This is a genomic window from Shewanella livingstonensis (assembly GCF_003855395.1).
GTDB classification, from domain to species: domain Bacteria; phylum Pseudomonadota; class Gammaproteobacteria; order Enterobacterales; family Shewanellaceae; genus Shewanella; species Shewanella livingstonensis.
In genome coordinates this window covers 1,821,748-1,836,440 of record NZ_CP034015.1, presented here as the reverse complement: position 1 = coordinate 1,836,440, position 14,693 = coordinate 1,821,748, and the positions used below count along the sequence as shown (strand labels likewise).

General features: G+C 40.0%; 14 protein-coding genes, 3 tRNA genes and 1 pseudogene. 5 read left to right on the top strand and 13 right to left on the bottom strand.

What is annotated here, in order from left to right; translation table 11 throughout:
• Nucleotides 1-147 precede the first annotated feature (147 nt).
• The 9 genes from EGC82_RS07955 to EGC82_RS07915 all read right to left on the bottom strand — a co-directional run bounded on the left by EGC82_RS07955 (nucleotide 148) and on the right by EGC82_RS07915 (nucleotide 6,884).
• Nucleotides 148-233: transfer RNA gene (locus EGC82_RS07955), tRNA-Leu, on the bottom strand.
• 48 nt (nucleotides 234-281) lie between these two features.
• Nucleotides 282-355 (bottom strand) — tRNA-Cys (locus tag EGC82_RS07950).
• A 41-nt stretch (nucleotides 356-396) separates the two neighbouring features.
• Nucleotides 397-472 (bottom strand) — tRNA-Gly (locus EGC82_RS07945).
• Between the two features lie 398 nt (nucleotides 473-870).
• Entirely contained in the window at nucleotides 871-1,419 is a 549-nt protein-coding gene (gene pgsA, locus EGC82_RS07940) for a CDP-diacylglycerol--glycerol-3-phosphate 3-phosphatidyltransferase (RefSeq protein WP_124730285.1), read from the bottom strand.
• A gap of 44 nt (nucleotides 1,420-1,463) precedes the next feature.
• Nucleotides 1,464-3,296, bottom strand: a complete 1,833-nt coding sequence (uvrC, locus tag EGC82_RS07935) for an excinuclease ABC subunit UvrC (protein ID WP_124730284.1) — start codon at nucleotides 3,294-3,296, stop codon at nucleotides 1,464-1,466.
• Nucleotides 3,297-3,340: 44 nt separating this feature from the next.
• Nucleotides 3,341-3,985 carry a UvrY/SirA/GacA family response regulator transcription factor gene (gene uvrY, locus EGC82_RS07930; protein ID WP_011638098.1) on the bottom strand — a complete coding sequence of 215 codons (645 nt, stop codon included), beginning with the start codon at nucleotides 3,983-3,985 and terminating at the stop codon, nucleotides 3,341-3,343.
• Between the two features lie 239 nt (nucleotides 3,986-4,224).
• On the bottom strand, nucleotides 4,225-4,644 hold the full coding sequence (locus EGC82_RS07925) for a secondary thiamine-phosphate synthase enzyme YjbQ (RefSeq protein ID WP_124730283.1): 420 nt from the start codon (nucleotides 4,642-4,644) through the stop codon (nucleotides 4,225-4,227).
• Between the two features lie 1,233 nt (nucleotides 4,645-5,877).
• Nucleotides 5,878-6,186, bottom strand: coding sequence for an Mpo1-like protein (locus tag EGC82_RS07920; protein ID WP_124730282.1), 309 nt, complete (start codon nucleotides 6,184-6,186; stop codon nucleotides 5,878-5,880).
• 68 nt (nucleotides 6,187-6,254) lie between these two features.
• The gene (locus tag EGC82_RS07915) at nucleotides 6,255-6,884 is read right to left on the bottom strand and encodes a GNAT family N-acetyltransferase (protein ID WP_124730281.1); all 630 of its coding nucleotides are present in this window, start codon (nucleotides 6,882-6,884) and stop codon (nucleotides 6,255-6,257) included.
• Between the two features lie 178 nt (nucleotides 6,885-7,062).
• Between EGC82_RS07915 and EGC82_RS07910 the strand changes: the two genes are divergently transcribed.
• Nucleotides 7,063-7,299 carry a DUF2789 domain-containing protein gene (locus EGC82_RS07910; RefSeq protein WP_124730280.1) on the top strand — a complete coding sequence of 79 codons (237 nt, stop codon included), beginning with the start codon at nucleotides 7,063-7,065 and terminating at the stop codon, nucleotides 7,297-7,299.
• An 84-nt stretch (nucleotides 7,300-7,383) separates the two neighbouring features.
• Here EGC82_RS07910 and EGC82_RS21510 read toward each other — a convergent pair.
• Nucleotides 7,384-7,569, bottom strand: a pseudogene (locus tag EGC82_RS21510) (DUF3192 domain-containing protein).
• A gap of 17 nt (nucleotides 7,570-7,586) precedes the next feature.
• On the bottom strand, nucleotides 7,587-7,730 hold the full coding sequence (locus tag EGC82_RS21505; protein WP_244212557.1) for a hypothetical protein: 144 nt from the start codon (nucleotides 7,728-7,730) through the stop codon (nucleotides 7,587-7,589).
• Between the two features lie 159 nt (nucleotides 7,731-7,889).
• Here EGC82_RS21505 and EGC82_RS07900 point away from each other — a divergent pair, with 159 nt between their 5' ends.
• From EGC82_RS07900 to EGC82_RS07890, 3 genes are read left to right on the top strand one after another with little or no spacing between them, the layout of a single operon-like run.
• On the top strand, nucleotides 7,890-8,249 hold the full coding sequence (locus EGC82_RS07900) for a hypothetical protein (RefSeq protein WP_124730279.1): 360 nt from the start codon (nucleotides 7,890-7,892) through the stop codon (nucleotides 8,247-8,249).
• A complete protein-coding gene (locus tag EGC82_RS07895; protein ID WP_124730278.1) occupies nucleotides 8,250-9,023 on the top strand; it encodes a Zn-ribbon-containing protein in 774 nt (257 codons plus the stop codon).
• Nucleotides 9,024-9,037: 14 nt separating this feature from the next.
• Nucleotides 9,038-11,749, top strand: coding sequence for a DEAD/DEAH box helicase (locus tag EGC82_RS07890; RefSeq protein ID WP_124730277.1), 2,712 nt, complete (start codon nucleotides 9,038-9,040; stop codon nucleotides 11,747-11,749).
• A gap of 74 nt (nucleotides 11,750-11,823) precedes the next feature.
• Here the strand turns inward: EGC82_RS07890 and syd are convergent, their stop codons facing one another.
• Nucleotides 11,824-12,474 (bottom strand): SecY-interacting protein, encoded by a 651-nt coding sequence (gene syd / locus EGC82_RS07885; RefSeq protein ID WP_124730276.1) that lies wholly within the window; start codon nucleotides 12,472-12,474, stop codon nucleotides 11,824-11,826.
• A 54-nt stretch (nucleotides 12,475-12,528) separates the two neighbouring features.
• Between syd and queF the strand changes: the two genes are divergently transcribed.
• Complete coding sequence (queF, locus tag EGC82_RS07880; protein ID WP_124730275.1) at nucleotides 12,529-13,386, top strand: NADPH-dependent 7-cyano-7-deazaguanine reductase QueF; 858 nt, start codon at nucleotides 12,529-12,531, stop codon at nucleotides 13,384-13,386.
• Between the two features lie 91 nt (nucleotides 13,387-13,477).
• Here the strand turns inward: queF and EGC82_RS07875 are convergent, their stop codons facing one another.
• A complete protein-coding gene (locus tag EGC82_RS07875; protein WP_124730274.1) occupies nucleotides 13,478-14,413 on the bottom strand; it encodes a 4'-phosphopantetheinyl transferase family protein in 936 nt (311 codons plus the stop codon).
• Nucleotides 14,414-14,693 lie beyond the last annotated feature (280 nt).

Genomic DNA, 14,693 nt, shown 5'->3' with positions numbered 1-14,693 from the left:
CAACCAGAGTGCGAGGGATTTTATCTTCTCTGTTTTTATCTTCTTATCTTTGAATGTGTAAGCTAAATTGCAGACATAAAAAAGCCCCAACTAATGTTGAGGCTTTTTTACACCATACTTACGTATGTAATTTCTTACTATAAATAATGGTACCCGAGGCCGGACTTGAACCGGCACGCTTATTCAGCGAGGGATTTTAAATCCCTTGTGTCTACCGATTCCACCACTCGGGCAAAGTGTTGTTTTAACCGTTACTTAATGTAACCATCAAACTCAATCTGTGGAGGCGCGACCCGGAGTCGAACCGAGATAGACGGATTTGCAATCCGTAGCATAGCCATTCTGCCATCGCGCCATCTTTAACCAAATTCAAATCCATCGGATAAGATAAGAAATTGGAGCGACATATCGGGTTCGAACCGATGACCTATACCTTGGCAAGGTATCGCTCTACCAACTGAGCTAATGTCGCGTATATCAATTTTTATAATGCTTTATTAATTCTGCAAGAAAGGTATCGTCTTTCAACCTATCCAACTGAGCTAATGTCGCGTGTATCAATTTTTATAATGCTTTATTAATTCTGAAAGAAAGGTATCGTCTTTCAACCTATCCAACTGAGCTAATGTCGCGTATATCAATTTTTATAATGCTTTATTAATTCTGCAAGAAAGGTATCGTCTTTCAACCTATCCAACTGAGCTAATGTCACATTAAAAGTGTTAGTTAACACTAAACCCTGAGGTTTGTTGTTGACTCATCACTTGTCTACGGGGAGGCATTCTACCGAATTAACCTCGTGTGTCAATTATTGATTTACGCAAATTTGACTGTTTGCACACTAAACAATCTTATTGAACTATTATTACGCTATTCTGCGGTTAAATCTTTCCAAGCTGCTGAAATGTAACTCATCATCGACCAGAACGTCAGTGCTGCGGCAATATAAAACAAGCCGTAAGCGACATCTGTTAGCCAAGGTGTAGGTTTCCAAATCAATCCAATAATCGCGATCATTTGCGTGGCTGTTTTATATTTACCAATCCAAGACACGGCAACTACACCACGTTTGCCTATTTCGGCCATCCATTCACGCAAGGCTGAAATAACAATTTCGCGACCAATCATAAATAACGCTGCTAAGGTTAAGTACACATTGTCATTTTGCTGAACCAACAGCACTAATGCGGTCGACACCATGACTTTATCAGCAACGGGATCTAAAAAAGCACCAAATCGAGTTAATTGACCCAGTTTACGAGCAGCATAACCGTCAGCCCAATCAGTTAAGGCGGCCAACCAAAAAATAAATGCCGAAACAAATGGTGCCCATGGATATGGCAAATAGAAAACCGCTATAAATACAGGTAATAGGGCAATACGGAATAATGTCAGCGCAATAGGTAAGTTAAACGGCATAAAAAGACCAATTTGTCAGAAGCAGCGCCAATTTTGCCTTAATTTTAGCCCCCTCGCAATGCATCATGAATTGTTTGTGCCATTTCTAAGCTAATTCCGGGTACTTTTGTCAATTCAGCCACGCTAGCGCCCTTCACTTCTTGAATTCCACCTAAATGTTGCAACAAAGCTTTACGTCTTTTAGGGCCTACACCTGCGATGGATTCTAAGGTAGAAGTATTGCGAGTTTTTTGACGTTTATTACGGTGGCCAGTAATCGCAAAGCGATGCGACTCATCACGAATGTGTAGCATCAAATGAAATGCTGGTGAGTCACTGGCAACCTCGAACGTTTGCTCACTGCCACCAACGGTAAACGTTTCAAGCCCTGCTTTACGGCCTTCACCTTTAGTTACGCAAATGAGCAATGGCGGATGATCAATATTGACACACTTTTCATCGACAATTGTTTGCGCCACTCTTAACTGGCCAATACCGCCATCAATGAACACTAAATCTGGTACTTTGCCATTGTTATCGATTTTATCAAATCGACGGCTTATAGCTTGTTCCATCGCGGCATAATCATCACCACCAGTAATACCGGTAATATTGTAACGGCGATAATCAGCTTTATGTGGCCCTTCACGATTGAACACCACACACGATGCGACTGTGCTTTCGCCCATGGTGTGACTAATATCAAAGCATTCCATCCGTTTAATCGGTTCATTAAGCTCAAGTGCTTCTTCAAGTAATTGAAAGCGTTGTTCTACGGTATTCTTATGCGATAACTTGGTCGCGACGGCATTACTGGCATTGGTCATGGCAAGGCGTAAAAAGTTTGCTCTGTCGCCTCTTACTTGCGTTTTTAACTCAAACTTTTTATCTAATGCGTGTTCTATCGACGCTTGTAATTCTGTTATACCGTCAAAGTAATGGCTGAGGATGACTTCTTTGGGAATCGTGCGCTGGCTATCGGCATTTAGGTAAAACTGGCCTAAGAATGATGACAATACTTCTTCAATTTCAGTCTCTGCTGGTACTGAAGGATAATAGCTGCGACTGCCAAAAATTTTACCATCACGAATAAACAATAGGTGAAAACAGGCAATGCCAGAGGCGTAATCAACGCCGATGACATCCATATCACCTTTATGATTTGACACTTCCTGCTGCTCTGCTACGCGCCTCAATGCCATGATTTGGTCACGATACTGCGCAGCTCGCTCGTATTCCATGCCTATTGCAGCAGTTTCCATTTTGGCCACCAGCTGGGATATCACTAGTTTGTCTTTCCCGCGTAAAAACAAACTGGCTAGCTTGACCTGTTCGTTGTACTCCTCATCACTAACAATCCCCACACAAGGCGCACTACAACGGTCAAGTTGATACTGTAAACAAGGACGAGAACGCGATTTGTAGTACAAGTCATCACACTGGCGAATTGGAAACAGTTTTTGCATTAAATGCAAACTTTCGCGCACTGCGCCGCCATTAGGATATGGGCCAAAATAATGGCCTTTTTCACGCTTTGGACCACGATGATATGCCAGCCGAGGATGCTTATGGCCGCTTAACAGAATATACGGATAAGATTTATCATCACGCAGCAATACATTGTATTTGGGCATGTACTGCTTGATATAATCGTTTTCAAGTAATAACGCATCAGTTTCGCTATGGGTAACGGTCACATCAATATGATCGATATGCGACACCAATGCTTGGGTTTTCACATTGGGGATATTAGTTCGAAAATAAGAACTCAGGCGTTTTTTAAGATCTTTAGCTTTACCAACATAAATAACCTGTTGGCGCTTATCGTACATACGATAAACGCCAGGTGCTGAGGTAACGTTTTTTAAAAAGGATTTGGCGTTAAAACCACTAGACATGATTGAAGCTACTTAATGCGTTGCGAGGAATGCACTATTCCTGACTAAAATGAACCTGTATCAAGCATTTTGTATCGGATAGCTAAACGGGTTAACTCAACGTCGCCGCCGATCCCAAGCTTAGCAAATAACCGATAACGATAGCTATTGACGGTTTTCGGGCTTAAATTTAATTTTTCAGAAATATCGTTAACCTTCTCACCATTGGTTATCATCATCATGATTTGCAATTCACGTTCAGACAAACTGCTAAATGGGTTCTCGTCAGAGTGGTTAAATTGACTAAGTGCCATTTGCTGGGCAATTTCCGGCGATAAATAACGCTGACCACGAGCCACCTGGGTAATAGCACGCAATACCTCAGGAGATGTTGAACCTTTAGTTAAATAACCAGAGGCCCCAGCCTGCATCACTTTAGTCGGAAATGGATCTTCAGTTTGTACGGTTAACACAATAATTTTTGCATCTGGCTGGTAACGTAAAATCTTACGAGTAGCTTCTAAGCCGCCCATGCCAGGCATATTCATGTCCATTAAAATAACATCAGCTTCATTCTGTCGAGACCACTGTACGGCTGTTTCTCCATCAGGCGCTTCCCCGATGACTTTAATACCGCGTTCATCTTCTAAAATGCGACGAATCCCCGTTCTCACGAGTTCATGGTCGTCAACCAAATATACAGATATCACGTTAACCCACCTATTATTATGCGTAATTCATTTTTGAATTTTAGGGCCGTTTTTATATATCAAACATTTATGCGCCAACACTTCTCAGTGTAAAACGCCATATTCATCTCATCTCACTTATGTGGGTGAATTTAGCATCTTTACATTTACTGACACAAGCAAAGTCATGATTGATCGTCAAAGATGTATATGAAACACGCAGTTCTGTTACCTTAGTATTGCAATTTAACCTTTTTAAATCATTCACCTTGCAACGTAGCAATAATAGTACGCGCCGAAGCATGATCGCGATGTTCGCATAAATATAAACCTTGCCAAAGACCCAGGTTTACGCGTCCATTGGTAATAGGAATACTCTGACTAACACCTATCAACGTCGACTTAATATGAGCAGGCATATCGTCTTCACCTTCGTAGGTATGCTGAAAATATGGCGCACCTTCTGGTGCTAGCACATTAAAATGCCGCTCCATGTCGCCACGAACAGTGGGATCAGCATTTTCATTTATGGTTAATGATGCCGAAGTATGTTGAATAAACACATGTAATAATCCAACATTTAAGGATCTCAGTTCTGGCAACTGTGCTATCACTTCATCAGTAATTAAATGAAACCCTCGCCGTTGAGGATTAAGTGTCAATTCTCGCTGTAACCACATTCAATCGATCCTTTTTCATGCGAACTCATTAGCTATGGCCGTTAAACAACCCAATAACACCAAGCCGATTATCGATCCAAGCACAAAGCATACATCAGATTAGTGTCAACACTAAAATAGCTTAGGTTCATTGTCACATAATTTACTCGTCATTTACCGAACAATTCACTGATTAATATCAACTTGGCTGTTAATTAATACCTTAAAACCGATAAGCGGTATTAAAATAGCAACAACATTAGTCTTACAGGTGCCTGTTTAATAAAACAGGCACCTCACAAAAAACCACTGTATGCAATTGAATTTATGTATAATTAGTAACAAAGAGGAGTGCGGAGTACCGCTTGAATAGTGCATAAGATTTTATGCCTGCAATTTATCATTAATGGTAAAGCGAATTAAGCAAACAATAATCTTTAATGACCACCTGAATCATTTTAAGCATGACACTTAAAAAGTGATCACAGAGTTAAGCATTTATTATCGTAGCAGACACATCATTATTTATAGGCTTTATTGACAGGCTCAGGCTTTTATTTGCAGACTCTTTACACGCGCCTCACAGCAAACTAATTAATTATCAGAAAGCAAAAAAGGCACAACCTTAAGTTATAAGGTTGTGCCCGTTAACACTTTTGTCAGCAATCCGGCTGAAAGTTGGCTCCCTGCACCATCCATGTAAACATGCTTCCTGCAGTCCTTTTCCCTATTCTCATTTCCTTGTCTATTTGTATAATACAAACAAACTCATGAGTGTCATTCCTTTGAACAGCCTATCCTTTGGCTGAGCAGTAAATCTATTCAATCCGTTGAATCGTCCATGCTGCGTCCTGCAGTCCTATCCCTTTATCCTTGTGTTAACAGTATTACTGCTTTCACCCATCCTTGATTCGGCTATCCATTTGCCGAGCTTATGCCCATTCCGTGAGCGTGTCCGAGTATCATCCTTGAAATTCTTAAGCATTATTCGTCTTATTTCTCATCCTAAGAAAACCAACACATAACTCGCTTTCGATAACTACATTCTAGACAAATTAAGCCATATGAAAAGTCACTCATTAGCGATGAAATTCGTACGTCACAGATCGATAAACGATCAAAAAAATATAAACCCATGATTTTAATTAATTAAATATAACTTTTAATGTTAAACGCTGACAACTTAAGATAGGATCCCTTACATGCTTGTAGGATATGGCTTACAAATGTATGAGCAAGTTATTACTATTGGATTTATTTTCGCCATAGACGCGATATCATCTGGCCAAACATAACCCAATCGGCCCATAAGCTGTAAAGCGGATAAGTGAATGTGGCCGGCCTGTTTTTTTCAAATATAAAATGTCCTAACCATGCAAAGCCATAACCCACTACTGGCAACCACAATAGTTGCCACCAATGTTGATTAATTAGCGTATTAATAATAATCACCAAAATGATACTACTGCCAATGTAATGCAATCTTCGACAAACTGGATCTTGATGCTGCGACAAATAAAATGGATAAAACTCTGCAAATGAAGAATAACGTTTAGGTTCCATCAATCACTCCTTTATTAATAACCCGCTAATAATATGATTGGTTACTACTAAATTATTTTAGTGCGAGGTTATGCCTTGCTGTAAAATAAAATGTCACCATCAACATTACCGATACTGACATTAGCAATACTGGTAAATCCTTGTTTTACGAATGCCTGATGATGTGAAGGATTACTCACAAACACCCCTAGCCCATCGAGTCCAGGCTGTTCATCACACCAACCCAATACTGCCTGAATTAACTTAGCACCATAACCTTTTTGCTGCTCATTAGGTGACAAAGCAATAAATTGTAAAACACCGCATTTTTGAGAAGGCAGATTTTCGACAATGCAGGTTTCTTTTTGCATAAATCCTTGAGTTGATTTCCATCCTGTACCCAACATCATTTTGAAACGCCAATGCCAATAACGCCCTTCCCCCAAAGGCACTTGCTGAGTAATAACACACGCAACACCAATTAAACGATCACCATCAAAGAGACCAATTAAAGGTTGTTCTTGTTGCCATAACTCATTTAACTCTTCACGAATAGCTGCACGAAGTTTTTGCTCATATTGTTGATTATCATCTTGGCCAAGCACATCTATAAAATAGGGATCATCATGATAAGCATTATAAAGAATAGAGGCAGCAACCCGTAAGTCTTCTGCCGTTAAATACACTGCTCGTAATGTTTCCAAGGTGTTATTATCCATTATTATTCCTTGTTTACTGACTCTCTAGATTAAAACTAACTTAACAAGTTTGCAGCATTGCACAAGTTTTGTTTACGCATTTTGCCTATTCGCGGTGATGAGAGGCAGTTGTTTGCAATTTATCACCTCAACACGGATACTAAATTTGTTTACCATACAATCATAAGGAATGCGTCAAATGGACACTACATCAAATGATTTAAGTCACTTATTTAAGCAATTAGGTTTAGCAGATAATCAACAGGGTATCGATGACTTTGTTAAACAAAATAAACTTGATAAGCACACATTAATAGTTGATGCCGATTGCTGGAACTCAGGCCAAAAAGCATTTTTAAAAGAGGCATTGCTAGAAGACGCCCAATGGTCAGAAGTGATTGACCAATTGGACGTAATGATGCGAGCTAAAATATAATTGGCTGGTTAGAGTCTGTAAATAATTTGATGATAACGCCTATAAACAATTATATTCGTTTATAGGCAGTATCACCCCAGACCGCTAAGACGTCATTTGAAACACAATTGACGTGCATTCATTTTTAGTTATTTTACCCTTTCCTATAGCCCATCGGGTTCCATAAAACAATATATTAATAGACTGTTAAGCATGGTTTTGAGTCGGCTTAATATAAGCCTCATTGAAATCGGTAGAGCCCATCAGGAGAGTCACTTGTTCACGACTCATACCCATAGTCAGTGTGCTTAACACGTCACGGTTTTTATCTTGTTTAACTTGCCAATAGTCAGTATTTTAGCCGATTTATGATCACCAACACTGATAACACAACCACTCAAGCCTAATGATGTCGCGCCAATTAATCCTGCTGCAATAAGTTTTAATTTCATGTTGCATCCTTTTTGGTAAAGTATAATCCGCATTGTATTTACAGATACATTAAGCCAAAATTGTGCCACATAATAATATACTGATTTATATAGCTTTATATTTTAACTCAACAAAAATCAGTTAATCTCGCACTAGAAAATTAAGGAATGCCACCAATAATGAGCCCTATTGAACAAGTGCTTGCAGCCGCTAAATCCATTGCTAACAATGGGCATACCCCCAGCTTAGCGCTGATAAAAAGTCGTTTAGGCAATAGCATACCAATGCCTATACTAATTCAAGGTTTGCAACAATTTAAGGCGTTGCCTAAATCTGAGTGGCAACATTTACCTGAATTAACAGACATTCCTGCTACAGCTGATAAATCTGCTGATAATAAACCAGATCTTGCTAATGTAATCCAACATGTCATTAGTTTGCAGCAACACATTACTCAGCTAACGCAGCGAGTGACACAACTAGAAAATCAATTACAAAATGATGCAGCTCAAAGCAACAGCAATAAGGCAGACCAATAGATGTTTGTCACCGAACTACGTTTTGAATGCTTTGCCGATACGACTATTGAGATAGTAGAAAAAGCCATAAACGCTTTTCTTGAAGCCCTAAGGGCAAATGGACAAATTTTAGGTAGAGAGTTCGCAATAGCCTTTAATGACGGTGAATTTAGAGTTCGCTTGTTATTACCCGAAAAAACCAGTCTAGCAAATCGTTATCATAGCCCGTGGGTAAAAGTAACATTAGCCGGCTTAACCACAGCCAAACTATTAGCCCCTAGAGAAAAACTCATCGGCCAAGATATTAACTCAGAGGTCAGCAGCACCGATACACCATCATGGCAGTTGTTATATACCAGCTATGTTCACATGTGCTCACCGCTGCGTAATGGCGATAACCTGTTACCAATCCCTTTGTATCAATTACCCGCCACATTCAATGGTGATCATAAACGCATCATAAAATGGCAAACAGAATGGCAAGCTTGTGATGAATTACAAATGGCTGCTGCCACCAAAGCTGAATTTGCTGCGCTGGATGAAATCACTCAGGTAGACAGCGACCTATTTAGGCGCGGTTGGGATTTACGTGGCAGAATTGAGTTTTTAACTCAAATACCAACTTATTATTATCTTTATCGCGTCGGTGGCGAGTCATTACAAACAGAGTTAGCCCGCCCTTGTCCACGTTGTGGCTCACTTGATTGGAAACTTGAACAGCCTTTGTTAGACATGTTCCACTTTCGCTGCGAGCCTTGTCGTATCGTGTCTAACATATCCTGGGATCATCAATAAATGGAATTACTTCATTGAGCTACCAACAGATAATTTCTTACTACCGAGATTGCTACAAAGAAGACAGTGCCTCAATTAACCTTTGGAACGTCAACAAGCTTAAGCAAGAAGACCGTTTAATTCTTAAAGGCCAAGATGAACTAGGCACAGGCTTTTTACCGCGTTTACCGATCCCTGAAGAATTTGCTGCCCCAATGCTTAAACGGGTAGCTATTTATCAACGGGAACGGGTATTGCTGTATGCACGATTCTTGTTTGTAGGAAAAGTCAGTATAAAAGGCGAACTTAAAACGATAATATCGCCTTTACTCTTTAACGAGGCAACGATTGAGCAGGATAAGGGTAATTTCTATTTTTGTGTACAAGATCAAACACCAGAAATCAATGAAGCCCTCCTACAACAATTGCTTCCAGAAGATAATGAATTATCTGAACAGCTCTTTTCTGAAGATACCCAATCACCATCGTTTTGGACCTCATACTTTAACCATAACCATATTGAAATAAGCTCGTTAGAATTACTTCAATACCCAAAGCTAGCTCAATCTGGTGACATAAAAAAAGCGCTGACAAAAAAGACTCCCAGCTTATTACCTATTTCTATGCTGATTTTTGTTGAACGCTCAACAAGCAGTCGCGGCGTACTTCATGAGTTAGACAATATCATCAATGCCAATGAGCTATCAGCTTCAATTGCTAAGCTTTTTAACCACAGCATAGCAAAACCTAACGAATACTCGTGGCCGCCAAAGCTCAAGTACGACTTTTTACCAGGTCTATTATCTAGCCGACAAAAAAAAGTGATCGCTATCGCTGCTAACGCCAGTTTAGGCTGTGTTTCAGGGCCACCCGGTACAGGCAAAAGTTACACTATAGCCGCCGTTGCAGCTGAGCACATGGCGCGCGGACAGTCGGTGTTAATTGTGGCTAACAATGAAGTTGCACTTGACGTTATTGCAGACAAATTGGCGAGTAATTTCAACTTAGGCGATATTTCTATTAAGGCTGGACAGAAGACATTTTTAAAGCAATTAAAAAACTATACCGCTGATTTATTAGCGGGCTATTTCGCGAGTGATTTAGATAACAGCCCCAACGCCAGTGAAGATGACATTAATCAGCAAAACCAGTTGCTAATTAAATTAGAACATCGCTTTATAGCTTTTAGTCAAAAGGCCATTGGCCGAGGTTTGCGGTTACATAAACTAGAATTACAACAGTCAAAGTGGTTAACACGCGCTTATCTGTTTTTTACTCAACGGTCGATAAACCAATGGCAACATCAATGGAGTGCATTAGAGGCTATCAACCAACACACCATTGAGCGTGAAACACTTGCATCTAACTACCTTAATGCGCTTAAAAAGAACAACTTAAAAACATTAGTCAATCAACACCTAAAATCGTTACAAGCATTCAACCAAGCTATTCGTAGTCTAACATCCAGTAAACAATTAATGTTATTTGAGCAAATTGAATACCCTAAGTTGTTTGCAGCCTTTCCTATCTGGTTAGTCAGCTTAAATAGCCTGCACAAGGTATTGCCGCTTAATTGTGAAATGTTTGACTTGGTGATTATTGATGAAGCGACACAATGCAATATCAGCAGTTGTTTACCGGCGTTTTATCGCGCTAAACGAGCATTAATTGTTGGCGACACCAAGCAACTAAAGCACTATTCATTTTTAGCCAGAAGTAAGCAAGTGCAATTATTGGACAAACATAAAGTACCTGACAGTAGCCAAGGCGCCATAAGTTATCGAGATAATTCGATATTAGATTTAGCTCTAAAAACCTTAAGCAGCGATCAAGAATTGGCATTTCTTGATGAACATTTTAGAAGTAAACCCGAACTCATCCACTTTAGTAATCAAGCTTTTTATCATTCAAAATTAAAAGTCATGCAGCACAGGCCTTGTACTAGTTCAGGCCATTTGCACCTTCATCGTGTTGCAGGAACTCGCGACGCATTAGGTGTAAATGAAATAGAAGCACAGCGCATACTAGCTGACATTCAAACGCAAATAACAACAGATATGCAAGCTGGAATAGCTCAAAGTATTGGTATTATCTCACCGTTTAGCGCCCAAGCAGAACAGATAGCAAAACTGATTGAGCTGCATATCCCTCAAACCGATATCATTAAACACAATATCCGCGCCGCCACGCCATTTGGTTTTCAAGGAGAAGAACGAGATACGATGTTTATCTCGTTTGCGGTTGATAACCGCAGCAAACGTGCAGCGGCTTACTTAAATAAAGCCGATGTCTTTAATGTCACAATTACAAGAGCACGACAACAGCAGTCAATATACCTTTCCATTGATGAATCACTATTACCCGAGCATAATTTGCTACGCCAATATATTGGGTCAATTAGCGCGTTTCATGCTGAGCATAGTGTTACCTCTGTCATAGACACATTCCAACAACAAATTATTGAGGCTTTAAAAGGTCATCATATAGAAACTTGGCCAGGATATGCCATGGTAGGAACCGAAATAGACTTGCTATGCCGTTTCGATAACAAATACCTTGCGATTGACCTTATTGGCTTTCCAGGACCTTGGGCAAACTTTTTCGAGCTAACCACTTACAAGCTATTTAAAAGGGCTGGCGTTGAAGTATTGCCCGTTAGCTATGGTATGTGGATTGTAGATAAACAAGCATGTGTTGATAAAATCATACATAAACTGTGCGGTGGGTTAACAAAGAGAAAGACTTGATACCAAGCTGAGGTTACACGCTCTGAGATAGACGAAGTATTGAAATGCTAAAAGCGTTTCAACACTTCACATGGTTACTTTTTACGTGACAAATGTTGCCACATGGTTTTAATCCGTTGCCCTATTCCGGGATGTTCCGTCACTGTAGCTATTTCTTCTACGGGTTTAACCGGTGGTGTTATCATTGGAGAGAGCTGCTGCAGAAATTCAGTTAAAGATGGCGCAATTTGGCTACTTTGTTTCTGTCCAGGTATTTCTATCCATACACTGCCATCATCATTGTTTACGGTTAGCATTTCGTCGCCATCACCTACCACACCAATAAACCAGGTCAGGGGTTGTTTAAGCTTTTGCTTCATGATCAAATGACCAATTACATTTTGTTGCAAATTTTCAAAGTCGGCTTGATTCCACGCTTGAATTAATTCACCGTAACCAAACGATGCAGTAAACGGTAACGGCGCTGAAAAATATTGGCCATAAAATGCATGAATATCTTGGTGTAACTGAATATTTAATGCATGCTCTACATTACTAAAATTGGCTGTAACATCCCGTTTAACTGGCTGCCAGAACACCACATCATCGCTATTGGCATCAAACGTTCCTTGAATACATATTGAAGCTTCACCCAAAGGATAATAGCGCGGAAATTCAGATAGCGTATCTTGATAAGAATTAAGATATTTTTTAATGAAGCAATCTAATGCAGATGAACAAGACACTTAAGCCACTCGTAGTTTATAATAAAACCATATTTTGACACGGAAACCGATTAGATGACACACAATCACGACCCTTATAGTGATGCTGATGCATTAAAAGGCCTAACATTAGGCCGTGCAACTGCTTATCAAGCTGAGTATGACGCGTCACTGCTGCAAGGGGTTCCTCGTAAACTTAACCGAGATGCTATTGAGTTAAGTGGCGGACTGCCCTTTCATGGTACCGATATTTGGACCGGATATGAGTTGTCTTGGCTTAATGCAAAAGGCAAGCCTATTGTTGCCATTTTGGAAGTTCAGTTAGATATCAACAGTGTCAACTTGATTGAATCGAAATCTTTTAAACTGTACTTAAATAGTTTTAACCAAACTAAGTTTGACAGTGTAGAAGCCGTACAAGAAACCTTAAGTCAAGATTTAGGCATTTGTGCCCAAGGCGAGCTGACCGTAAAAGTCATCGAACCGAAGTACTTTAATCTTGAACGTATCATTGATTTGCCAGGTACATGTATCGACGAATTAGATATCGAGGTCGACGAATACGCCTTTAACCCAGATCATTTAATAAACAGTACTGATCCAGATAAAAATGTCGCCGAGACACTTAACTCTAATCTGTTAAAGTCTAACTGTTTGATCACCTCACAGCCCGACTGGGGCAGTGTAATGATCCGTTATCAAGGCCCTAAGATTGATCGTGAAAAACTGCTGCGTTATTTAATCTCTTTCCGTCAGCATAATGAATTTCATGAGCAATGCGTTGAACGTATCTTTGTCGATTTAAAAAAATACTGCCAGTGCACTAAGCTAACCGTATACGCGCGTTATACCCGTCGCGGCGGCTTAGATATCAACCCATATCGCAGTGATTTTGAAAATCCACCAGAGTCAAACCGTCTAGCAAGACAGTAATTATCACTCTGGTTATTAAGATCAAAAAAGCCAATCTCATTGAGATTGGCTTTTTTGTAACTGATTAACGCCTAAATCTAGCAGGTAATCCTTATTTGGTTTGCAACAGTAAGCCTGTAAAACTTATTTGATAACACGATGGCGTATCGAAACAGGTAAGTTGATTGGATACTTGTGTCGTTGTCGCCTGTAATTGATTAGCTAAACCTAAGGTGATGGCAAAGCGGTAGTGTGGATCAAGTCGCCCCATCGCTGTCTGCCAGATCATCTTTGTCGCTATATCTTCTGTATGAGTAAAATGCAGTTTAACCATTTGGTATAGCGCTATTGATGCATGCTGCTTATTAATGAGTTGATTATTCAATAAACGTACATCAATATTGGATGACCTTGCTTGACTAAAATCGACCATAAACGATTTAAGCGACAATGCTAGCCCTAACCCACGCGCTTTTATGTAAGATTCTTTAACCGCCCATAAATCAAAAAAACGTTGCCGTTGCAACGATTCTGGCAATTGTAATAAGGTGTCGGTTTCAGCCTGGGTAAAGTAGTGATTGAGGATAGGTACAATATCAGTGTTGCTGCGCTCTCGCTCAATATCCACCCCAAAAAACATATCAGCATCAGAGTAATAATCCGCTTTGAGCCCATGTCCGCCCATTATTATTCCAATCATCAGCCACTCGCCGCTATGGCTTAAATTAAAATGCAACCCAGTTTGCGCCAATAAACCTTTACTAAGAGCCGGTTTCCCTTTGTCACCATAGCTAAAGCGCCACTCATGGGGCTTTAGCCCATTATGCAATGATAATATCGCTCGCAACGCTAAACGAACTTGTAAACCATTACTCCGCGCCGACTCGCTTTTATAACGGCTCACCTTAGCGACCTCGTCATCGGTTAACCACCCTAAGGCTAATCCGGCGGCATAGTCAGCAGCGCAAAGCGCACCATCGAGCCGTACAAAGTAAATATGCGGTTCAGAAAGCGAACGTACCTGGGTTAATGAAGATATGACAGACATTAAAACAAACAATACTCTTAAACGATGATACGGCTAAATTACCTCAATAAACCCTATTCAGCGAGGAATTTATCAATTATCGCAACGCGTTACTATTGGTCCAAATTCAACTAACGACACTCTATTACCATTATTATCAACCAAGCTGAAGATGAGCATTTACGATGTAACCTTTTAGGCGGAACAACAGCGTATTCAATTACGACTTACTCTGGTTAAAGAAAACATTAAACTAACAACATAGAATATGCTGTAAATATTATTTTTTACATCTCACATC

Excerpts from the sequence above, each read along its gene's own strand:
- queF (WP_124730275.1), top strand. The coding sequence starts at position 12,529 with ATGACACACAATCACGACCCTTATAGTGATGCTGATGCATTAAAAGGC.
- EGC82_RS07895 (WP_124730278.1), top strand. The coding sequence starts at position 8,250 with ATGTTTGTCACCGAACTACGTTTTGAATGCTTTGCCGATACGACTATT.
- EGC82_RS07920 (WP_124730282.1), bottom strand. The coding sequence starts at position 6,186 with ATGGAACCTAAACGTTATTCTTCATTTGCAGAGTTTTATCCATTTTAT.
- EGC82_RS07910 (WP_124730280.1), top strand. The coding sequence starts at position 7,063 with ATGGACACTACATCAAATGATTTAAGTCACTTATTTAAGCAATTAGGT.
- EGC82_RS07925 (WP_124730283.1), bottom strand. The coding sequence starts at position 4,644 with ATGTGGTTACAGCGAGAATTGACACTTAATCCTCAACGGCGAGGGTTT.
- EGC82_RS07900 (WP_124730279.1), top strand. The coding sequence starts at position 7,890 with ATGAGCCCTATTGAACAAGTGCTTGCAGCCGCTAAATCCATTGCTAAC.
- uvrC (WP_124730284.1), bottom strand. The coding sequence starts at position 3,296 with ATGTCTAGTGGTTTTAACGCCAAATCCTTTTTAAAAAACGTTACCTCA.
- EGC82_RS07915 (WP_124730281.1), bottom strand. The coding sequence starts at position 6,884 with ATGGATAATAACACCTTGGAAACATTACGAGCAGTGTATTTAACGGCA.
- EGC82_RS21505 (WP_244212557.1), bottom strand. The coding sequence starts at position 7,730 with ATGAAATTAAAACTTATTGCAGCAGGATTAATTGGCGCGACATCATTA.
- pgsA (WP_124730285.1), bottom strand. The coding sequence starts at position 1,419 with ATGCCGTTTAACTTACCTATTGCGCTGACATTATTCCGTATTGCCCTA.
- EGC82_RS07875 (WP_124730274.1), bottom strand. The coding sequence starts at position 14,413 with ATGTCTGTCATATCTTCATTAACCCAGGTACGTTCGCTTTCTGAACCG.